This is a genomic window from Chryseobacterium defluvii, assembly GCF_003634775.1.
In the GTDB taxonomy this organism is placed as follows: Bacteria; Bacteroidota; Bacteroidia; order Flavobacteriales; family Weeksellaceae; genus Chryseobacterium; species Chryseobacterium defluvii.
The window spans coordinates 660,997-680,673 of sequence record NZ_RBXB01000001.1 but is presented as its reverse complement, the minus strand read 5'-3'; the positions used below and the strand labels follow the sequence as shown (position 1 = coordinate 680,673).

Annotated in this window: 24 protein-coding genes; 15 read left to right on the top strand and 9 right to left on the bottom strand. The window is 35.9% G+C overall.

Translation table 11 applies throughout. The features are described from left to right. Nucleotides 1–46: 46 nt before the first annotated feature. The 6 genes from BCF58_RS03260 to gldB all read right to left on the bottom strand — a co-directional run bounded on the left by BCF58_RS03260 (nucleotide 47) and on the right by gldB (nucleotide 4,105). A complete protein-coding gene (locus BCF58_RS03260) occupies nucleotides 47–550 on the bottom strand; it encodes a DinB family protein (RefSeq protein WP_121460353.1) in 504 nt (167 codons plus the stop codon). Between the two features lie 40 nt (nucleotides 551–590). Continuing rightward, a complete protein-coding gene (locus BCF58_RS03255) occupies nucleotides 591–1,055 on the bottom strand; it encodes a GNAT family N-acetyltransferase (RefSeq protein ID WP_121460352.1) in 465 nt (154 codons plus the stop codon). Nucleotides 1,056–1,060: 5 nt separating this feature from the next. After that, the gene (locus BCF58_RS03250; protein ID WP_121460351.1) at nucleotides 1,061–1,543 is read right to left on the bottom strand and encodes a nuclear transport factor 2 family protein; all 483 of its coding nucleotides are present in this window, start codon (nucleotides 1,541–1,543) and stop codon (nucleotides 1,061–1,063) included. A 17-nt stretch (nucleotides 1,544–1,560) separates the two neighbouring features. Continuing rightward, nucleotides 1,561–2,700, bottom strand: coding sequence for a cystathionine gamma-synthase (locus BCF58_RS03245; RefSeq protein ID WP_121460350.1), 1,140 nt, complete (start codon nucleotides 2,698–2,700; stop codon nucleotides 1,561–1,563). A gap of 70 nt (nucleotides 2,701–2,770) precedes the next feature. Then, nucleotides 2,771–3,097, bottom strand: coding sequence for a gliding motility protein GldC (gene gldC / locus BCF58_RS03240; protein ID WP_121460349.1), 327 nt, complete (start codon nucleotides 3,095–3,097; stop codon nucleotides 2,771–2,773). Nucleotides 3,098–3,121: 24 nt separating this feature from the next. Beyond that, nucleotides 3,122–4,105, bottom strand: coding sequence for a gliding motility lipoprotein GldB (gene gldB, locus BCF58_RS03235; RefSeq protein ID WP_121460348.1), 984 nt, complete (start codon nucleotides 4,103–4,105; stop codon nucleotides 3,122–3,124). Between the two features lie 53 nt (nucleotides 4,106–4,158). Between gldB and BCF58_RS03230 the strand changes: the two genes are divergently transcribed. The 7 genes from BCF58_RS03230 (at nucleotide 4,159) to BCF58_RS03200 (ending at nucleotide 8,116) form a co-directional block, all read left to right on the top strand. Then, nucleotides 4,159–4,794, top strand: a complete 636-nt coding sequence (locus BCF58_RS03230) for a leucine-rich repeat domain-containing protein (protein WP_228434720.1) — start codon at nucleotides 4,159–4,161, stop codon at nucleotides 4,792–4,794. A gap of 11 nt (nucleotides 4,795–4,805) precedes the next feature. After that, nucleotides 4,806–5,336: a GNAT family N-acetyltransferase gene (locus BCF58_RS03225; protein WP_121460346.1), complete on the top strand. Its 531-nt coding sequence runs from the start codon at nucleotides 4,806–4,808 to the stop codon at nucleotides 5,334–5,336. Next, nucleotides 5,336–5,863, top strand: a complete 528-nt coding sequence (locus BCF58_RS03220; RefSeq protein ID WP_121460345.1) for a GNAT family N-acetyltransferase — start codon at nucleotides 5,336–5,338, stop codon at nucleotides 5,861–5,863. The genes BCF58_RS03225 and BCF58_RS03220 overlap by 1 nt, the downstream gene beginning before the upstream one ends. 14 nt (nucleotides 5,864–5,877) lie before the next feature. Further along, the gene (gene nadE / locus BCF58_RS03215) at nucleotides 5,878–6,669 is read left to right on the top strand and encodes an NAD(+) synthase (protein WP_121460344.1); all 792 of its coding nucleotides are present in this window, start codon (nucleotides 5,878–5,880) and stop codon (nucleotides 6,667–6,669) included. Nucleotides 6,670–6,706: 37 nt separating this feature from the next. After that, a complete protein-coding gene (locus tag BCF58_RS03210) occupies nucleotides 6,707–7,222 on the top strand; it encodes a ribonuclease domain-containing protein (protein ID WP_121460343.1) in 516 nt (171 codons plus the stop codon). An 82-nt stretch (nucleotides 7,223–7,304) separates the two neighbouring features. Then, nucleotides 7,305–7,826, top strand: a complete 522-nt coding sequence (locus BCF58_RS03205) for a matrixin family metalloprotease (protein WP_228434719.1) — start codon at nucleotides 7,305–7,307, stop codon at nucleotides 7,824–7,826. Next, nucleotides 7,823–8,116 (top strand): barstar family protein, encoded by a 294-nt coding sequence (locus BCF58_RS03200; RefSeq protein ID WP_121460341.1) that lies wholly within the window; start codon nucleotides 7,823–7,825, stop codon nucleotides 8,114–8,116. The genes BCF58_RS03205 and BCF58_RS03200 overlap by 4 nt, the downstream gene beginning before the upstream one ends. 129 nt (nucleotides 8,117–8,245) lie before the next feature. On the opposite strand, the gene BCF58_RS03195 is transcribed toward BCF58_RS03200, so the two are convergent. Then, nucleotides 8,246–8,764, bottom strand: coding sequence for a hypothetical protein (locus BCF58_RS03195; RefSeq protein WP_147462012.1), 519 nt, complete (start codon nucleotides 8,762–8,764; stop codon nucleotides 8,246–8,248). Between the two features lie 707 nt (nucleotides 8,765–9,471). Here BCF58_RS03195 and BCF58_RS03190 point away from each other — a divergent pair. Both BCF58_RS03190 and BCF58_RS03185 read left to right on the top strand, forming a co-directional pair. Continuing rightward, nucleotides 9,472–11,046 carry a helix-turn-helix domain-containing protein gene (locus BCF58_RS03190; protein ID WP_121460339.1) on the top strand — a complete coding sequence of 525 codons (1,575 nt, stop codon included), beginning with the start codon at nucleotides 9,472–9,474 and terminating at the stop codon, nucleotides 11,044–11,046. Further along, the gene (locus BCF58_RS03185; protein WP_121460338.1) at nucleotides 11,043–12,170 is read left to right on the top strand and encodes a tetratricopeptide repeat protein; all 1,128 of its coding nucleotides are present in this window, start codon (nucleotides 11,043–11,045) and stop codon (nucleotides 12,168–12,170) included. The genes BCF58_RS03190 and BCF58_RS03185 overlap by 4 nt, the downstream gene beginning before the upstream one ends. A gap of 41 nt (nucleotides 12,171–12,211) precedes the next feature. On the opposite strand, the gene pafA is transcribed toward BCF58_RS03185, so the two are convergent. Next, nucleotides 12,212–13,858: an alkaline phosphatase PafA gene (gene pafA / locus BCF58_RS03180; RefSeq protein ID WP_121460337.1), complete on the bottom strand. Its 1,647-nt coding sequence runs from the start codon at nucleotides 13,856–13,858 to the stop codon at nucleotides 12,212–12,214. 181 nt (nucleotides 13,859–14,039) lie between these two features. On the opposite strand from pafA, the gene BCF58_RS03175 reads away from it, so the two are divergent. From BCF58_RS03175 to BCF58_RS03150, 6 genes are all read left to right on the top strand, one after another. Next, nucleotides 14,040–14,573, top strand: a complete 534-nt coding sequence (locus BCF58_RS03175; RefSeq protein ID WP_228434718.1) for a GNAT family N-acetyltransferase — start codon at nucleotides 14,040–14,042, stop codon at nucleotides 14,571–14,573. An 85-nt stretch (nucleotides 14,574–14,658) separates the two neighbouring features. Further along, the gene (locus tag BCF58_RS03170; RefSeq protein ID WP_121460335.1) at nucleotides 14,659–15,243 is read left to right on the top strand and encodes a TetR/AcrR family transcriptional regulator; all 585 of its coding nucleotides are present in this window, start codon (nucleotides 14,659–14,661) and stop codon (nucleotides 15,241–15,243) included. 55 nt (nucleotides 15,244–15,298) lie between these two features. Beyond that, nucleotides 15,299–16,036, top strand: a complete 738-nt coding sequence (locus tag BCF58_RS03165) for an SDR family oxidoreductase (protein WP_121460334.1) — start codon at nucleotides 15,299–15,301, stop codon at nucleotides 16,034–16,036. Nucleotides 16,037–16,247: 211 nt separating this feature from the next. After that, nucleotides 16,248–16,664: a DUF3788 domain-containing protein gene (locus BCF58_RS03160; protein WP_121460333.1), complete on the top strand. Its 417-nt coding sequence runs from the start codon at nucleotides 16,248–16,250 to the stop codon at nucleotides 16,662–16,664. 1 nt (nucleotide 16,665) lies between these two features. Continuing rightward, nucleotides 16,666–17,409, top strand: coding sequence for a DUF6348 family protein (locus BCF58_RS03155; RefSeq protein WP_121460332.1), 744 nt, complete (start codon nucleotides 16,666–16,668; stop codon nucleotides 17,407–17,409). Nucleotides 17,410–17,813: 404 nt separating this feature from the next. Continuing rightward, nucleotides 17,814–18,590, top strand: a complete 777-nt coding sequence (locus BCF58_RS03150) for an alpha/beta fold hydrolase (RefSeq protein ID WP_121460331.1) — start codon at nucleotides 17,814–17,816, stop codon at nucleotides 18,588–18,590. 82 nt (nucleotides 18,591–18,672) lie between these two features. Here BCF58_RS03150 and BCF58_RS03145 read toward each other — a convergent pair whose 3' ends face one another. Continuing rightward, a complete protein-coding gene (locus tag BCF58_RS03145; RefSeq protein ID WP_121460330.1) occupies nucleotides 18,673–19,599 on the bottom strand; it encodes a malate dehydrogenase in 927 nt (308 codons plus the stop codon). Between the last annotated feature and the right edge of the window lie 78 nt (nucleotides 19,600–19,677).

Sequence of the window (19,677 nt, the reverse complement as noted above, 5' to 3'; positions counted from 1 at the left end):
TGGGCTAAAGCCCATTTCTATTGATGTAATTTGATATAATTTCTTTTTACAACCTCGGTAAATACCTTTCTTCAATAACATTCAAATGATGATAATTGTGTCCGACAATCAATTTCCCGATGGTTTCTACAGAGATTGGGTTTCCGTTGGCAGTTCCTATATTACTTAAGGCTGATGGATTAAGGGTTTGAAAAAAGATCTGAGAAGATTTTCTCACCAGCTTATATTCTTCCAGTAATGAGTCCAACGTTCTTTCGTTTCCATAAGAATTATCTGCATATCCGTTTTCATCAAAGCCGGGTAATTCTGCCTGCTCTCCCCTCGCAAAAGCCAATGCGCGGTATTGGAATACTCTTTCAGTATCTGATAAATGCAAAAGCATTTCTTTCAGAGTCCATTTTCCTTCATCGTAGGCAAAAAGAGATTGTTCTTCCGTAAGTCCGGAAAACATTTCAACTGTTTTATTTCCTGATGTATTCATTTCATCCAGCCAGTTTTCGGATGGAATATTGTCTAAATATCTTTGAACGTATTTTTGAAAATCTGTCATATTAATATGGGTAATAGGTAATTGATAATGTATAAAAATATTAAGGATAATTGATAGATGAATTGTTTGTCCATTCATAGAAGTTCACGGAATCATACAGTTCAAATCCGCAAGCCGGATACAACTGATTTCCGATATCATTGCTCTTTCCTGTTTCCAGTAAAACTCCGCAGGCATTGGTAGATTGGCAAAGTTCTTTCGACTCTTCGATCAGTTCTTTGGAATAGCCTTTTCCTCTGTGGTTTTCATTAACGTATAAGTCGTTCAGCAACCAGTAGCGTTTCATTCTTGTAGATGAAAATATAGGGTATAATTGTACAAACCCTACAAGTTCATTATCTTTTTCAGCAACAAAAATTTCAGAATCTTGTTTTTCAATTCGTTCTTTCAAAAAATTTTCTGCCGCCGGAATATCAGATTCTTTATGATAAAAAATCCTGTACTGATCAAATAATTCAGCTAATTGAGGTAAATCCTGAGCAGTTGCTTTTCTTGTATTTTTCATAGTTATTATAAGTGATGGTCGTAGCTGAGAACCCGCTTCATTTTCCAGTCTTTACCTTCTAAAATCCATAGAATGGTAAATTTTGCACGGCTTCCTTTGTTCCATTTTCCGTTAACAGACTCAAAAAATTCGTGTTCGCCTTCCTGAATAAATGCGTACAAGACATTATTATTGTACAAAGGATACACTTTCATACTGTTCGGAACCAGCTCGCGTTTCACTTTGTTGGGTCCGCCACAGATATTATTTTTAATGGACGCTGTAAAAGCTTCTTTTCCGGCAGTAATTCCGCCTTTATCATGATAAAACTCAAGGTCATTGCTGACTATGGAATTATAATGAGAAAGATCACACTTGTTGAATCCGATATCAAATATCAAACTGTCCAGCTTTTTAGCCGTTTTATACAACTCATCGGTCTGTTTTACCTGAGAATACAGAAACTGGCTGAAAAAGCTCAGTAACACTAAAATCTGAATCTTTCTCATTATATTTATTTTATAATTTAAGAAAAGGCTCTTTCTAAATCGGCAATCAGATCTTCTGCATCTTCAATTCCAACACTCAGACGAACTAAATCATCGGTAATGCCTAATTCCGCACGTTTTTCGGCAGGAATAGAAGCATGAGTCATTAAAGCAGGATGATTGGCTAAAGATTCTACTCCGCCTAAAGATTCTGCTAAAGTGAAAACCTTCAGTTTCTCTAAAAATTTAATAGCATCTTCTTTTTTACCGGATTTAAAGGTAAAAGAAACCATTCCTCCGAAATCTTTCATCTGGGATTTTGCCAGCTCATATTGTGGATGAGATGCCAGTCCCGGATAGATTACCTGGGCAACTGCAGGGTGATTTTCCAGATATTTCGCCACTGCCATTCCGTTTTCCGAATGTCTTTGAACCCTTAATGCTAATGTTTTAATTCCTCTTAATACCAAATAAGAATCATGAGGTCCCAAAATCCCTCCGCTTGCAAATTGAATGAAATGAAGTTTTTCTCCCAATTCAGCATCTTTAGCAATTAAAGCTCCGGCAATAACGTCAGAGTGACCACCTAAATATTTGGTAGCCGAGTGCATTACAATATCCGCACCTAAATCAATCGGCCTTTGAAGATAAGGGGTGGCAAATGTATTATCTACTGCAACCAGGATGTCTTTTCCTTTGGCAATCTCTACAACGGCTTTGATATCAACTAATTTCATCAAAGGGTTTGTCGGAGTTTCCACCCAGATCAGTTTGGTTTTATCTGTAATAACATCAGAAATTTTAGAAACATCATCAAAATTCACGAAGGTAAATTTCAACTGGTATTTTTCAAAAAGTCTTGTAAACATTCTGTAGGTTCCGCCGTATAAATCATCAACAGCCACTACCTCATCACCGGGATTCAGTAATTTCAAAACACAGTCAATGGCTGCCAAACCAGATCCGAAAGCCAAACCTCTAGCTCCGTTTTCAATGCTTGCCAAAGAGTCTTCCAAAGCCTGTCTTGTAGGGTTGGCCGCTCTTGAATATTCATATCCTGAGTGAACTCCCGGGCTTTTCTGTGCAAATGTTGAAGTTAAAAAAACCGGAACATTCACAGAACCTGTTGCAGATTCGTGGTGCTGTCCGCCATGTATTACCTTTGTATTAAAATTCATAATTTGTATGATTAAGTAATTTGAGAATTTTGAAGATTAAAACATATCGTGATAATTTTCAAATTGATTTTTACATTTTTATCGCTGACTTAATGGCAAACTCTTCTGCCATCTGCTCTATCCATTGTGCCACATCCTCTTCCCCTGTTGCTCTTTGATAGGTATTTCCTAATGAAACAAGGATCTGATGGATAAACATCTTCATCTGATCTACCGGCATTTCTTTGGTCCAAAGATCAATTCTTAAAGCTTCCATAGCTTTATCATCCCAGACAGAGATCATCGTCGCTTTTGTTTCTTCCTTTTCAACCCCTCCATCCTGTGCATTCCAGGTAATGTTTTCCGGAATGTGGTTTTCATCCAGTTCAACATCTATCGTTATCTGAGTCTTTCTCATTTTTCTATTTTTTCTAATTTTTTATTATTCAGCTTTAGGTTTGTACCCTGATTCGTTAAAAATTGTAGTGGCATCCATTTTCAGGAAGTCCTGCAGTTTAGTATCCGGCTTTTCCTTAAAATAGGCTTTACAGATCTGCCATCCTGTAAAAATCCCGATCTGGGGTGAAGATTCATTATCTATTTCCGTATAGAATTTTGAGAAAGGCCCCGGAGAAATAAAACGGTCTACTAATCTCGGATCATCTCCGAAAATCAAATTACTTTCCACAAAATAATTCCAGATATTAGCTTCATTGGCTACAGCCCAGTCATATTGTTTCTGTGTGTAGTTCAGCTTCAGGTAATCAGGTAAGTCAGGTAAGAATGCATCCTGAAGCATCATGATTTTCCCGTTCAGGATCAGATGATCTATAAACTTCTGATGATCAGGAGTCGCTACAACAGCATTTTCTGCAAAAATCTGAGAAACTTTAGGCACAATATTCTGTGGGTTCATTGATTTTTGGAAATACAGTTCCAATCCTTTGTAATTCGGATTGTTTTCCCCCATAAATCCTGTAACATCTATAAACAACAGATTTTCTTTAGAATCATAGAAAACAGGATCCTGTACCATCTGTAAAACGGATGAAAACAGGTACACTTTAGGGGTTTTGAACTTTGGAAAATAATATTTGATGTGGGAAAATAGTTCCTGTAGCTCCTTCTGAAGCTTATTCTGATCTATTTTACCGATTGCTTCTTTATATATTTTAATTTCCTCTGCATCGGATCTTCGTTTTACAAAATCGGCATCAGGAACAGTTCCCTGAAACCAAGGGAATTTAGCTTTAAACTGATCCAACGGAATATTCGGGTTGTAAAATTCTTTGGAAATATCCGCCATCTCAATTTTTTCAACGGGATCCTTCACTTCAACCTTCCATTGGTCCTGAGCTTCTTTTTTACAAGAATTCAATAGCAATACCAAGATGGAAGAAAGTGCAATAGTTCTGAAAATCTTCATATTTTTACATGAAATTTAAGTTTACAAAAATAGTGATTTAAACACAATTTCTGATGAAAAATAAAATATTTGCTGTGTTATTCCTATTCGCAACCGTTATGTTTTCTACTGCCCAAAAATTGAATTTTAAGGACAAGAATTTTGAAAAAGCGGCCATAGAAAATTACGACATCAATAAGGACGGTTTTATAGATGGAAAAGAAGCCCTGCAGGTATCCAATTTATTTCTGGTGAAAAAAGGAATCACTTCTGCGGATGATCTTGTTTTTTTCAGCCAAGTCAAAATGGTTGTTCTGGATGACAATTCAATCTCAACAATTTCTTTGAAAAATCTGGATGCCTTACAGCTGTTTTCATGCACCAACTGCAGAATCTCTACATTCAGGGCGGAAAATCTTAAAAATCTGGTTTCCGTGTATGTCAACAATAATTTTATCAACAATATTTTTTTAAAAGGATTACCAAGGATCGATCAATTAGCTATATCTTTAAACCAATTAAAAGCGATTGACGTAAGTGATCTTAGGAATTTAAAAAAATTGAACCTTGAGCATAATCAGCTTCAAAAGCTGGATATTTCCAGGAATTACAATTTAAAAACCTTAAATATAGGCGGAAACAAAATGAAGGAAACAGCCATTCATAAAGGTTCTCAGACTGACCTGATTATTTTCGGAGCTGCCCAATAAATACAAATCACATGCAACTGGAAACAAAAAGACTTATTTTACGGAAATTTGAGGAAGATGATGTCGAACGCATGTTTCTTCTGGATTCCAATCCTGAAGTCATGAAATATATTGGCATGCAGCCTTTGACCGATAAAAAAGAATCTGAAAAAGTCATACAAATGATTCAGCAACAATATATTGACAACGGAACAGGAAGACTTGCGGTCATTGAAAAGAAAAGCGGGCTATTAATTGGCTGGAGCGGCTTAAAATTATTGATCGAACCTATCAACGGCTACCAGAATATTTATGATCTCGGCTATCGTTTTCTTCCTGAGTTTTGGGGTAAAGGATATGCGCTTGAATCGGCAAAAGTATCGCTTGATTTTGGTTTTAATGAATTAAAGACAGGTGTTATTTACGCTCATGCTCATTCTGGGAATGAAGGTTCCAATCATATTTTGAAGAAACTGGGATTTGAAAAAACCGGCGAATTTGTTGAACCGGATGGAGTTTGTTTCTGGTATGAATTGAAAAAAGAAAATTATATTTCAGGATAATGGTAATAAGACAGGAAGAGGAAAAAGATCATCAACAGGTTTTTCAGGTAATTGAAGAAGCTTTCAGGGATCTGGAATACAGTGATCATCAGGAACATTTTTTAGTGGAAAGATTGAGAAAGTCCGAGGCTTTTATTCCGGAGCTATCTCTTGTTGCCGAAGCAAATAATGAAATTGTTGGTCATATTTTACTCACAAAAATCACCATTGAAAATGACTTACAATCTTTTGAATCTTTAGCTTTAGCTCCGGTTTCCGTACTCCCTGCATTCCAACATCAGGGAATTGGCGGAATGCTTATTCATGAAGGGCATCATATTGCAAGAGAACTGGGATATGAATCTGCCATATTAATAGGACACGAAAATTATTATCCTAAGTTTGGATACAAAAAAACCACTAATTTTGGAATTTCTTTTCCATTTGACATTCCTGAAGAAAACGGAATGGCTATTGAATTGGTAAAAGACGGATTAAAAAACATAACAGGGATAGCACGATACCCTAAAGAATTTGGAATAGATTAAAAACAAAATAAAAAATGCAAACACAAAAAGTAATTGATCATATTGTCAGCTGGCTGAAAGATTATGCCGTAAAAGCAAATGTAAAAGGATATGTAGTTGGGGTTTCCGGAGGAATAGATTCTGCGGTGGTTTCCACGCTTTGCGCCATGACCGGGCTTGAAGTTCTACTGTTGGAAATGCCGATCCGTCAAAAAGAAGACCAGATGAACCGTGCATTGGATCACATCGCTGACCTGAAGAACAGGTTCAATAATGTTCAGGGGAAAACAATTAACCTGACTCCTGTTTTTGAGACTTTCGAAGATGTGGTACATGATCACGTGGAAGGAAGATGGAGCAACAATCTGGCATTGGCCAATACAAGATCTCGCTTCAGAATGCTGACTTTATATTACTTTGGTCAGCTTCATGGCTTATTGGTTTGCGGAACAGGAAATAAAGTGGAGGATTTTGGGATCGGGTTTTACACCAAATACGGAGACGGTGGTGTAGATGTTTCACCTATTGCCGATCTTTACAAAACTGAAATATATACATTGGCAAAAGCTTTAAATATTTTAGAGAGTATTCAGAAAGCAATTCCAACCGATGGACTTTGGGATGCTGAAAGAACAGACGAAGATCAGATCGGGGCATCTTATCCTGAGCTTGAAAAGATCCAGAAGGAATATGGAACCAAAACGGCAGACGATTATGAAGGAAGAGATAAGGAAGTATTCCTTATTTTCGAAAGAATGAATAAAGCTGCACAACATAAAATGAATCCTATTCCGGTATGCGATATTCCGGAGGAATGGAGGGAATAAGAGATATAATGGTAGAATTAAACATTATGAATTTATTATGAATGGTAAATTAAGACCGTTATTTTTTGCCTTTGCAGGGTTGCTTTTCGGAATGTTGGTAATGTATCTTATCAAAAATTTCAACCATGAAAAGAAAAACAATACGGAAGCTTCAGCATCAGGGCAAATAAGCTACGGAACCGCATCTTCTGAAGAAAGCACAGTTGCTTATTCTTCCGATCAGCAATCTATCGATCAGTTGACCGAAGAAAAGAAGGTCATCAGTTATGTAAAACAAAATCATAAACTTCCTGATTATTACATCACAAAAAATGGAGCCCGAAAACAAGGCTGGAACCCTTCCCGGGGAAATCTTTGTGAAGTTTTGCCGGGAAGAGCCATCGGAGGTGACAAGTTCAGTAACAGAGAAGGAAATTTACCCAAAGGGGAACAATATTTTGAAGCGGACGTCAATTATAACTGCGGAAACAGGAATGCCGATCGTATTGTTTTTACGAAGGATGGAGATGTTTACCTTACCAAAAACCATTATAAAAGCTTTGAAAAGCAATAGCCTGTATTTTCTTTTCCTCTGTTTTGGATTCATAATTTCCTGTACTGAAAAAAAGCATAAAACAGTAAAGGCAAATGATTCTATGACCATATTGGTTCAGCCCTTCACGGATATAAACCCCGAAAATGTAGCATTTGTAGCCCGGGAAATAAAAAAAGTTTACCCGAATGTAAAAATTCTGGAGCCCATAGATTTTCCTGAAAATGCTTATTATAAAGAGAGAAACCGATACCGGGCAGATTCTATCATTAAGTTTTTGCAAGAGAAAACCAAAGAGGGATATGTTACCGTTGCTCTGACGTCGAAAGACATCAGTGTCACCAAAGGAAAGGTCAAAGATTTTGGGGTAATGGGGTTAGGATACAGACCTGGAAGAGCCTGTGTTGCCTCAACATTCCGGTTAAGTAAGGAAAATTCCAATGAACAATTTTTTAAAGTAGCCATTCATGAACTTGGCCATACTCAAGGATTAAAACATTGCCCGGAAAAAACGTGCTTCATGAGAGATGCAGAAGGCAAGAATCCTACTAACGAAGAAAAAGATTTTTGCAAACAATGTAAAACCTTTTTGATACATAAAAACTGGAAATTCAATTCAATATGAAAACGATATATATAGATTTTACAGACATTGGTGACTATGAAGATTTTTACACCCAGCTGAAAGAAAAAATCAGTCTTCCGGAATATTTCGGAGACAATCTTGATGCTTTATATGATGTGATTACCGGAGGGCTGGAAATGCCTCTACACATCGAATTCGTAAATATGAGTGTAGATCAGCTGGAAATTTTCGAAGACCTATTGACCACTCTGGAAGATGCAGAAGAAGAGCTTGAAAGCTTTACTTTCACTTATTACCTTGAGCAATACGAAGATGAAGATGATGAATAAATTATGCATCATTCTAATAAAATAAAAACTCGCAGAAATTCTGCGAGTTTTTTGATGGTCTTTTAAAGTGTCTACAATCAAACTTCATTAAAGAAAATTCTAACAGGTCAATTAAGCAGTTAAGAATTTTTACAATGTTTTTTTCAATTTTACCTGTTCCACATCTCCGTCTTTTTTTATAGTAACTACTTTGTCAACATATGCACTTGCATTTACGTTATAAGTAAAATAGTTAAGAATATCCGAAGAGCCCTGATAAGAGTTGTTTATATAATGATCTCTGCGCCCTACTACTTCTGAAGCATGTTGTGTATGCTCATAACCAAACTGCGAATACAAAAGATATTGTCCCGGCATCAGGTTAGTGAATTCAAATTGTCCTTCATCATTGGTCACTTGTGTGATACGAATGCATTCTCGGGCTTCCTTAGGCAATTCAACAACTTTACCCTGTTTACCATATTTCTTACTTACCTCTATCCATTCTTTATAGTAGGCGGTGTAAGGAATGAGCACAACAGTAGTACCACGAGCAGCATATTGTTTCTTATTCATATTAAGGACGGCAATCCCTTTAATACCACTCTCATTATCTCTTGCAAAAGCTTGTCCCTTAATGGTAGACTTACCACCGGTAACCATTTGCATAGTTTGTTTTTTGTCAAATTTCGCTTTTTGCTCAACTGTAAAAGATTGGGCATGAAATGTTGTCATCGACAGGATACCTGCTGCGAAAAATAAATTTATTTTCTTCGCGAGTAATGTTTTTAATTGAATATTCATATTATTATTTTAAAACAAAAATAACACCTTATTCCTCAAATCAAAGATTTATATACAAATATTGATTCTATCAATATATAAAAAAACAAAACTCGCAGAAAATCTGCGAGTTTTTGGTCAAGTCTTTTAAATTAAAGTGTGCCTAATTTTATTTTACTGTTTTATGAATTTAAAATTCTGTGAATCTTCCCCTTTCACAAAAAATTGTTAATACATGATTCCCGTTTGACCGGGAGGATAACCAACCTGATTTTATTCAGACAGATGATCCTTTTTTTGACTGACCTTTTGTAATTTAACTTCTAACTTTTTACTTTATTTGGAATATGTTTATAAAAATTCAGTATCCTTTCTCTATTCTCAGATTTGATCTTAATATTTTAAATTGTCAGGAGCAATATTAATATTATATTTACCTTTTCGAAAGTGTTTGACTTGCATAATTCAGGAAATTTAAAAGGACTGAAAAATTAAGTACCTAATAAACAATAACATGCAAAACTCAAATACAGAAGACAAATTGTACCAAAATCGCAAAAACAAAAACAAAAACTGAATTATTTTTATTCAAAATGCGTCAAAAAAGTATCCAGATATTGTTTATTGTGTTTTGTTCCATTTTTATACATGGGCAATCCGGCCCTGATTTCAGCATCTTATTAGATAAAGCTTTTCAGAAATTATATCAGGATCCTGACGATTGTATCAGCTATTCTCAAAGTTTATTGATCAGCGATCAAAATATCGAACACAAAATTATTCTGCAGAACATTATCTCTCAAGCTTATGCCATGAAGGGAGATTACGTACAATCTGTAAATGTTTCCACACAAAAGGAAGTGTATGAAGAGAAAGATAAGCTTTCCTATTTCATGCAGGTTTTTGGGGATTATGATCTTGCCGACCAGTATCAGAATTTGGACCTGTTTGATCAATCCCAAAGAATTATATCCGATTTGCTGGCCAGTAAAAAGTTATTAACGAGTAATGATCCTAAACTTAAAATAACTGTTGCGGAACTCTACCAGCTTCAGGCCCTCAATTTCGGGATCAACCGTAATTATGCATTAGCTTTGGAAAACCTGGAAAAAAGCAACCGGTATATTGATAACCACAACGAAGAAAATAGAATCATCGGTACTGAAAACAAGATTTTTCAAACCACCTATCTGTTGAGGCAAAATAAACCGGAAGAAGCCAGAAAATTGATTGAGGGTGTAATTTCAGACCTGGAAAAGAAAAACGATCAGCCGTTTTTATCTGCCCTTGCTTATGAAGCTTCCTCCAGATATTATTTTTTAAAGGAGGATTATAATAAGGCAGTTGAAATTCTGGAAAAAGGGCTTTCAAAGATTGAAAAATTGCCCTATAATTATTTGAAAGTAAAAATTTATGAATCATTATCAAAAAATTACTTTGCCCTGCATAACGACGAAAAATATTACGATTACAATAAACTGTATGCAGAATTAAAAGCTAAGCTGGATTCCAATAACAAAGAAGGAATACGATATATCATAAAGCTGGTAGAGACTAATCAAAATAAAAACCTTGAATTTCAAAAACAAAATGAGCAGAGAAAATTCTGGACATTAGCATCTATATTTCTCCTGATCATCATGCTTTTGATCATTTATTTCTTAGTTGAAACCCGCAGAAAAAAAGACCTTAAAAAACAGTTCGATTTCTTTAAAAAACAAAAAAACAGAGCACAACTCATCTCTTCTATTAGTAATGAAGGTGTTATTCAGACAGAGAAAAGCACGGAAAGTAACAAGATTTCAAAGGAAAAAGAATTTGAAATACTGCAAAAGCTTAATGAATGGGAGAAATCCGGACTTTACCTGAATAAAAACATGTCCCTTTCCTCTCTTTCCGCCCAAATGGAGATTAATACCAAGTATCTTTCAGAAGTAATTAATAACAGTAAGGGGAAAAATTTCAACGGATATATTAATGAGCTAAGGATCAACCATATTGCTCATTTATTAAAAACCGATTCCACTTATCTTAACTACAAGGTAAGCTATCTTGCGGAGTTCTCAGGATTTTCGTCACACAGTGCATTCACAACAGTATTTAAATCTGTTACGGGAATGTCACCTAATGCCTATATTCAGGAAATCAGTAAAAATAAGGCCTCATGAAATCAGTTATAAAAATCATCCTTCTTCTTTTAGTCTGTCAGCTTCCGCTGTATGGGCAGAAAGTCTCTGATGATTCCTTGCTTAAAAAAGCTAATTTGGAAATTTATGACAACCCGGATCATGCTATCCATATTGCCAAAAAATTACTGGAAAAGGAAAATGACATCAATATGTCGATCAGGCTGTATATGCTTATGTCGACAGCCAATATTGCCAAAAGAAATTTTGACGAATCCCTTCTTTATACATTAAAGGCAAAAGAATTGGCACAAAAGTCTAATGATTTGAAAATACAGACCCGTGTTTTAATTTCCGTTGCCATTCAATACCAGCAAATGCAGCTTTTCAGCAAAAGTCTCGAAACATTGAATGAAGCAGACGGATACCTGAAAAAACTACCGGATGACGCGCCGGAAAAGCACATTGAGACGGGCAGAAGTTATGCCATTCGCGGGATGATCTACAAAAGTAAATGGAATTCTGAAATTGCCCTGGAAAAATTTCTGATATCCGTTAGAAATTTTGAAAAGGTAAAGGAAAAGAAGACAACTTATGCCAATATGAGTGTGGTCTACTACAACATCGGCTACTGTTATCTGAATTTATTTCAAAGAGATAAAGCTGAAGAAGCCTTCATCCGGTCAGCAGATTATGCCAGAAAAGTACAGGCTAAAAGCCTTGAAGCCTTCGCACTGAAAGGTATGGCCGAAGTATATAAACAGAAACGTGAAAATCGAAAAGCTTTAGACTTATTAATACAATCTGAAAACCTCAGCAAAAATACGGGAGACATTATCCTTAATGAAGGAATTTATAAGGAAATGGCGGATAATTATCTTGCTATGGGAAACCCCTCCCGATATCAGTTATACAATAAAAAGCATTTTGAAATGCGTTTTAAAAGAGAACAAAATGAATTGAGTTCTATTAACCAGATCATCAACAACCACAACAAGGAAACTCTAAAGAAAAGCCGGGAAATCAAAAAACAATATAATATCCTCACGATTATATGCATTGGCATTGGAATAATCCTGATTATCCTTCTTTTATATTTTATCCTGAATATAAGGAAAACAAACCGAAAATATCAGAAAGAAATCCAACAGCTTATAAGATCATAAAAAAAACATTCCTCGATAAGGAATGTTTTTTTTAAGTATAATTATTTTCCAATAACTTCGGTAATAGGATTTCCGACATTCCCACTTGGGAACTGTATCTTTAGTAAGGAAGAAACGGTAGGAGCAATATCCGTCATATCATACGGCCTATTACTTTCACCCTGCCGGATTCCCCAACCCATGAATATCAACGGGATATGAGAATCATAAGAATTCCATACACTGTGCGTAGTTCCTGTTTTGGAATACGGTGGAAGCATGGAATCATGAGAAATCAGCTGAATATCGCCACTTCTCTGCCTGTTAACACCATTGATGATTCTCTGCTTGATCGGTTCCGGAATTGTAGCCTCCTGAACTTCCTGCACGGAAACCGCATATAAAACGGTAGGATCTTTTTCTAATTCACGGATGGTAAAATCCCTTAGATCATCCAACTCTATTTTATGGTCTTTCATTAATTTTCTATCAAAATAAATCTGATAATTGTCTACAGCATTGATCAGTTTATCTACTCCGAATTTATCTTTCAGCTTCTGGTTAATATCTTTTTCCATTCCTTCACCGAAAAATCCTGTTGCTATTTTATGTTCTTTAAGGAATCCTACAGAGTGGGCACCTCCGTGGTCCGCAGAAAGGAAAACCATATATTCTCCTTTACCTACTTTCGCATCAAGATAATTGAAAAACTGAGCTAAATCCTGATCCAGTCTTAAATAAACATCCTCCACTTCAATAGAGTTCGGTCCGAATTTATGTCCTGCATAATCTGTTGAAGCCAAGTTAATCGCCAGAAAATCGGTGACATCATCACTACCCAACTTTTCTCCTTCCACGGAAGCTTCTGCAACCTTAAAGGTCAAAGTATTTCCGAAAGGTGTATATCTGATGTTATCTTTCTTGGCCTGATAATCTTTTGCGAGGTTACTATAAGGAAAAGTAGGCATCTTTGCACTCCCTAAAAGCCCCTCCCATGAAGAATTATCCGGAGAACTTTCTGTATACTGACTGATAGGAAGCAAAGTATTCCATCCATTGGCAACCAGCTGATCAGGAAGATTTTGAGAATTGAAAGATTTCAGCCATTGTGGCAAATCATTCATATACCAGGTACTTGTAATGAAATTTCCTGTAGAGTCATCAAACCAGAATGCACCTGTAGGAGTATGTCCTGCAGGAAGAATCGAAGCACGGTCTTTAAGGGAAACTCCAATCACTTTTCCCTGGAAATTGGTAGCCAGTCTCAGCTCGTCCGTCACCGTTGTAGACCAAAGGTTTTTCGGAGAATGACTTCCTACTTTGGCATTCGTTGTTCCTACCGGTTGTACATTTTCATCTGTAGTACAATACACATTTTTTCCAGTCTCCTTATCCGTCCAGTCATTTCCGGCAATCCCATGAATCGCAGGAACGGATCCGGTATAAATACAAGTGTGTCCTAAAGCAGTAACTGTAGGAACATAATTGATATGAACATTATTTAAAGAGTACCCGGTGTTTAGAAGCCTTTTGAAGCCATCTTTACCATATTTATTATAATATCGGTACAAATAGTCCCATCTCATCTGATCCACCACTAAACCTACTACTAATTTAGGTCTTTCCAATTGAGAATTTCTATTCTTCTGAGCATTGATTGTAATCACAGACAAAAAAGTAGCTGCTGCGATTGAAATTTTCCTAAGCATCCGGTAATTTTTTTATTTGGTAACAAATTTACAGGTTTTAAAGGTTTTGCGGTGTGAAATTTTATTTAAATTTGATTAAATAAATACATTAACACTTTTGGAGAGAACAACTGAAATTAAAATTTACGTTCCTGAAAAGGCTCTGTAAAAACTAAATTTAATATTAAAGTTCTTATATATAATGGAAATTAGAAAGTTAGAAAAATTACTTTATAATCCAACACTCAACTGGGGACTCAATGGTTATGAGACCGATAAGATTTTTGTGATTTCTGCCATTGAAATCGGGAATTCTTTTGAATTTAATATCAGGGAAAAAAATCAGCATTACAGAAAAGTTTGGGAAACCAATTCCAATGATATAGATGAGCTGAATGCAATTATTGCGCAGGGACATTCCTTTGGTGCATTTGAAAATGATGAATTAATCGGCTGGGTCATTTGTGACTTCAGGGCGTGGAACAACAGTCTTTTTATAGAGAATATGCTTATCAGTGAGAAATACAGAGGACAGGATATCGGAAGATTGCTGATTAAAAGTGTTAACCGGGAAGCAAGAGCACTGCAATGCAGAATTGTTGAGCTGGAAACCCAAAATACCAACTATCCTGCTATTAAATTTTATCAAAAGGCAGGCTTTCTTTTTACAGGCATCCATACAAAATTATATAATGACTCTTCGGAAACAGCATTATATATGAGTTTCGAAGTTTAATTGACAAAAACTATAAAAGATATTTGAATTTTTATTTTGTACTAAACAGTACAATTATATATCTTTGTCTCATCAAAAATTAAAAATGGCAGGAAGACCTAAAATATTCGACGAGCAGGAAGCGATCCAAAAAGCCACCGAAGTCTTTAGAAACAAAGGCTACGACACTGCTTCTGCAGACGAATTGCTGAATGCTATGGGAATAGGAAAAGGTAGCTTTTATCTGGCTTTCAAAGGAGGAAAACAGGAATTGTATGTTCGATCGATCAAACAGTTTGCGGAAAGCTTTAACCGGAAAATCACAGAAGCCGTTGAAAAATCAGAAGACCAGATTGAGTTTATCAGACAGTTTTTCTTAACCCTTGCAAACGCTGAAGACTGCGACATTGACAGAGGCTGTTACCTTGGAAACGCTTTGGTTCAGCTTTCTGAAAAAGATGAAGACATTAAGAAAATAACGGCAGAATTACTAAAAGGTTTACAAAATATTTTTGCCAAAGCCATTAAAAAAGCTCAAGAAAAGAAACAATTGAACACGCATAAAGATCCTGAAATCCTGGCTTGGCATTTAACCAACCTTTGGAATGGTATCCACGTAACAAGACGTATGGAAAGTTCTCCTGAAATCCTTCGGGCTATGATTGAAATGAATCTTACCTTATTAAAATAAATTTTTTTAACATATTTTGTACCAAATAGTACAATATAAAAACAAACAAATTATTATGAACATTATCAACAACACCATTTTGATTACCGGCGGGGGCTCCGGCATCGGTTTAGAAATTGCAAAAGCTTTAAGTCCGTCTAACAGAATCATCATTGTAGGACGAAGCAAAGAAAAATTAGATAAGGCAGCCAAAGACTTAGAAAACGTTTTCACCATTCAGGCTGATATTACAAATGAATCTGACGTCAACAGACTGTACGAAGATGTAAAAACAACTTTCGGAGGGTTGAATATTCTGATCAATAATGCCGGTCATGCTTATACATACACTCTTTCAGAAAATGCCGATATGTATAGCAAAGCAGTGGATGAGTTCACTACCAATTATTTTGCACCGATCAGGCTGACTGAAAAATTCCTTCCTTTATTAAAACAGCACAGCGAAGCAGCTATCGTCAATGTTTCGTCTATCGTAGGTTTTGTGCCGGGTTCTCATGTCCCTACTTATTCTGATTCCAAAGCAGCACTTCATTCCCATACCAGATTGTTGAGATATGAATTGGCAAAAGACACCCAAATAAAAGTTTTCGAATTGATGCCACCATTGGTAAATACTGATCTTTCCGTAGGAATCGGAGGTAGAGAAAATGGAATTCCGGCTTCAGATGTGGCGAATGATCTTGTAAAAGCACTTAGGGAAGATATTTATGAAGTTCGTGTGGGAAATACGGAATTAATATATAATAATTTCTTTTCAGCTACAGAAGGCGCTTTCAGTGTTTTTAATAATTAAAAAAAAACTGTCAATTTCATATATTTTACTTGTCTCTCACAGCTTCTGTGGGAGATTTTTATTTTAGCTACTCAACAAATATTTAACGTCATACAAATCATATGGTATGAAATAGAAATAACTGAATTAAAATTGTTACAACAAGGATGTATCGTTGTAACGAAATAATCCTATTTTTGAAAGCCTTTCAAACAACAAAATTCTACAGTTAATGACCAGCATTTTTACAGATAAATCTATTGAACCCACTGAATCTGATCTTGAAAAAGCTTTGGGAGAAAAATATGTATACTGGAAAGAGCTCTTCTCCTTTACAATAAATGCCTTTCCTGAGGCTAATTATGCATGGCATTTTTCAGGACAAAAGTTCGGATGGAGTTTCAGAATCAGTGATAAAAAAAGAGTACTCCTCTATCTGCTCCCAAGAAATCATTTTTTCAAGGCTGCCTTTGTCTTTGGTGACCGCTCAATAGAGGAGATCAGCAATAGTACTATTGCAGAATCTACTAAGGAAGAACTTACAACTGCTAAAAAGTATGCAGAAGGACGTGGAATCAGGATAGAGGTTAAAGACAATTCTCTAATAGAAGACCTGAAAAAGCTTATCGCAATCAAAATAAAAAATTAATATGGGATTTTTTGACTTTTTAAAGAAAAAACAGAATACAGAAAACAAATCTAAAACAAAAGAATCTGCACAACCACAATCAGATCCTAATGTTCTCCTTTTGGATACCTTAAAAAACAGGCTAATTGACAAGGGTTATGAAGTAGAATGGCATTCCAAATATCTAGCTCTAATCATTAATTCAGAACTTGAAATTGCCACTGTAATACTGGATAGACCAGATTATCATCCTCTACTGATGCATTTGATGATCATTACCATTCACCCGACCTATTTTCCTGATGGCATAGCAGAAAATATAGTAGGAATAGGAAATACCGTTGAAGAAAAAATAGATTCTGTTTTAAACAATTATCTGAATACAACCTTTGAACCTATCATTGATAGTTTTTCTGACACCCATGATCCGGAGCTCGATTTTGAATATCATCATACACTCTGGCATCCAAAACTTGGTAATACTGTTCTGCAAGGGGATTGGGAAGGTCCACCGAAAAATGAATTCTTATTTGAACTACTTAAAGATAAGATTTCTCAAAAACTGAAAAATAGCAAATTAAACTGGTTAAAAATATATATATCTGACTCTAACGGAACTATAACAGGAGAATGCCTGTTCAATAATGAACCTTGGGAAGAAGGATTGGCTCTTTTATCAGATTATATTCAATCCCTGAATAACAAAAAAGATTTTATTGGGTTAAAACAATTCATTATGTTCAGGAAATGTGGTGCAAGTGAGTAATTCCAAATAAAAGCTGGCTTTACGCATATTACCCGTTCAGTAAAAACCAATAGCCCCATTTTTCAACCCTCGTAAAATATCTGAAGACGTTGGTGTAAGATACTATATACTGTTCCGAACGATATTCAAGAGATTAAGTTAGTCTCATCTGCATATTAGTTTCAGCGCGGCCTTCGGCCGCGCTGAAACTTTCCGGAAACCATACTGTAAATCTTTAGTAATAAATCTTTCTTCTCAGTTGTTATAATAATATGAAAACAAACTTCCTATTTATTTTCTTCTTCACATTCGTGAATCTCATTTCAGCCCAAACGAGTAGAAAATTAGAGTCTGAAGGGTTTTTCAAGACATCAACAGATCAGATTCCTATTAAATAAAAAGTTTCAGGGCATGGAGAGGCCTGCATTTATATTCCCGGAGGTCCCGGACAAGGATATTCTTCTTTTGAATTGTTAGGCGGTAACAGCCTTGAGAAAAATATGAAAATGATCTATATGGATCAACGAGGGTCTGGGGAATCCGGAAAGTCAGATAATTATCATCTGGATACAATGGTTGAAGACATTGAAGAATTAAGACGACATCTTCATCTCGACAAAGTATATCTGGTGGCTCATTCTTTTGGAGGAATCATTGCTGTAAATTATGCAAAAAAATATCCTCAGAACATAAAAGGACTGATTTTAGCCAACGTTACGCTCCATTTTCTTAATGATGAATCTGTGAGAGAACAAATTGAATATGGGAATGAGCTTCTTCAGCAAAAAAGCAGAGCCATCCCTAAAGATAGTCTTTCTACTGAACTTTCTGCAATTAGCCAATCTTTGCGTTCAAAACGGATGGGATATAAATTTCTCACCAGTGATATCGAAACCATCAAAGAAATGGACAAAATAGATTCCCTGCATCCAAGAATCATTGATTTTGGGATGGCCGTTATTTCAAAACCTCAGGAATATCCGGAATATTACTACGATTATACCCCACTTACAAAAAACATCAATATTCCTGTGTTAGTTATCACAGGAAAAAAAGATAAAGCTGTAGGGACCAATCATTACAAACACTTTCAGTTTCCCAATCAGAAAGTTGTCGCTATTGACGGGGGACATCTTCTTTACTATGAAAGAAATACAGAGTTTGTAGATGCTGTTACTAGTTTTATAAATAGAACAAAGTAAATTACAATAAAGCTAACTTGTTGGATAATAAGACTCCGGCGCGGCCTTTGGCCGCGCCGGAGTCTTTTATATAAAGTTCAGATTAAAACTTCAAATCTCCATTCACTTCTCTCACCGCTTTTGCAGCTTCAGCAAATTTTGCTTTTTCTTCTTCAGTTAATGTAATATCAACAATTCTTTCAACACCGTTTGCTCCGATGATCGCAGGAACACCTAAGCAGATATCGCTTTCTCCATATTCACCGTCAAGCATTAAAGAACAAGGGATCATTTTCTTCTGATCACATGCAATTGCCTGAACCATTACAGACACCGCTGCACCTGGAGCATACCAAGCGGAAGTTCCTAACAATTTAGTAAGAGTAGCACCTCCTACTTTAGTTTCTTCAATTACGTATTGTTGCTTTTCTTCGCTTAAGAATTCAGTTACAGGAACTCCGTTTCTTGTAGCTTTGCTCAATAATGGAAGCATTCCTGTATCACTGTGGGCAGCGATAACCATTCCGTCTACATCAGAAATCGGACTCTCTAAAGCTTCAGCCAATCTGTATTTGAATCTTGCTGAGTCAAGGGCACCACCCATTCCGATGATTCTGTGTTTTGGAAGGCCTGAAGTTTTGTGTACTAAGTAAGCCATAGTATCCATTGGGTTGGAAACCACAATGATGATAACATCAGGAGAGTGTTTTACCAGGTTTTCAGTAACTTCTTTTACAATTCCTGCATTGATTCCGATTAATTCTTCTCTTGTCATTCCAGGTTTTCTTGGAATCCCTGAAGTGATCACTGCTACATGAGAACCTGCAGTTTTACTGTAATCTCCTGTTGTTCCTGTAATTTTAGTATCAAATCCGTTCAATGATGCTGTTTGCATCAGATCCATTGCCTTACCTTCGGCAAAACCTTCTTTAATATCTACTAAAACTACTTCTGAACAGAAATTTTTCATTGCGATGTATTCTGCACAACTTGCTCCTACAGCTCCTGCACCTACTACGGTTACTTTCATAATGTATACTTTTTTATTTGTTTATTTAATTCGTCCGGTCTAAATTTTTGACTTCCAAATTTAATAATTATTGAAAAG

Coding starts and splice junctions, on each gene's coding strand:
- BCF58_RS03245 (WP_121460350.1), bottom strand. CDS start 2,700: ATGAATTTTAATACAAAGGTAATACATGGCGGACAGCACCACGAATCT.
- BCF58_RS03260 (WP_121460353.1), bottom strand. CDS start 550: ATGACAGATTTTCAAAAATACGTTCAAAGATATTTAGACAATATTCCA.
- BCF58_RS03160 (WP_121460333.1), top strand. CDS start 16,248: ATGACCAGCATTTTTACAGATAAATCTATTGAACCCACTGAATCTGAT.
- BCF58_RS03175 (WP_228434718.1), top strand. CDS start 14,040: ATGGAAATTAGAAAGTTAGAAAAATTACTTTATAATCCAACACTCAAC.
- BCF58_RS03220 (WP_121460345.1), top strand. CDS start 5,336: ATGGTAATAAGACAGGAAGAGGAAAAAGATCATCAACAGGTTTTTCAG.
- BCF58_RS03255 (WP_121460352.1), bottom strand. CDS start 1,055: ATGAAAAATACAAGAAAAGCAACTGCTCAGGATTTACCTCAATTAGCT.
- BCF58_RS03185 (WP_121460338.1), top strand. CDS start 11,043: ATGAAATCAGTTATAAAAATCATCCTTCTTCTTTTAGTCTGTCAGCTT.
- BCF58_RS03170 (WP_121460335.1), top strand. CDS start 14,659: ATGGCAGGAAGACCTAAAATATTCGACGAGCAGGAAGCGATCCAAAAA.
- BCF58_RS03145 (WP_121460330.1), bottom strand. CDS start 19,599: ATGAAAGTAACCGTAGTAGGTGCAGGAGCTGTAGGAGCAAGTTGTGCA.
- BCF58_RS03200 (WP_121460341.1), top strand. CDS start 7,823: ATGAAAACGATATATATAGATTTTACAGACATTGGTGACTATGAAGAT.
- BCF58_RS03205 (WP_228434719.1), top strand. CDS start 7,305: ATGACCATATTGGTTCAGCCCTTCACGGATATAAACCCCGAAAATGTA.
- BCF58_RS03155 (WP_121460332.1), top strand. CDS start 16,666: ATGGGATTTTTTGACTTTTTAAAGAAAAAACAGAATACAGAAAACAAA.
- BCF58_RS03210 (WP_121460343.1), top strand. CDS start 6,707: ATGAATGGTAAATTAAGACCGTTATTTTTTGCCTTTGCAGGGTTGCTT.
- gldB (WP_121460348.1), bottom strand. CDS start 4,105: ATGAAGATTTTCAGAACTATTGCACTTTCTTCCATCTTGGTATTGCTA.
- BCF58_RS03190 (WP_121460339.1), top strand. CDS start 9,472: ATGCGTCAAAAAAGTATCCAGATATTGTTTATTGTGTTTTGTTCCATT.
- gldC (WP_121460349.1), bottom strand. CDS start 3,097: ATGAGAAAGACTCAGATAACGATAGATGTTGAACTGGATGAAAACCAC.
- BCF58_RS03230 (WP_228434720.1), top strand. CDS start 4,159: ATGAAAAATAAAATATTTGCTGTGTTATTCCTATTCGCAACCGTTATG.
- BCF58_RS03195 (WP_147462012.1), bottom strand. CDS start 8,764: ATGCAAATGGTTACCGGTGGTAAGTCTACCATTAAGGGACAAGCTTTT.
- nadE (WP_121460344.1), top strand. CDS start 5,878: ATGCAAACACAAAAAGTAATTGATCATATTGTCAGCTGGCTGAAAGAT.
- BCF58_RS03225 (WP_121460346.1), top strand. CDS start 4,806: ATGCAACTGGAAACAAAAAGACTTATTTTACGGAAATTTGAGGAAGAT.
- pafA (WP_121460337.1), bottom strand. CDS start 13,858: ATGCTTAGGAAAATTTCAATCGCAGCAGCTACTTTTTTGTCTGTGATT.
- BCF58_RS03165 (WP_121460334.1), top strand. CDS start 15,299: ATGAACATTATCAACAACACCATTTTGATTACCGGCGGGGGCTCCGGC.
- BCF58_RS03250 (WP_121460351.1), bottom strand. CDS start 1,543: ATGAGAAAGATTCAGATTTTAGTGTTACTGAGCTTTTTCAGCCAGTTT.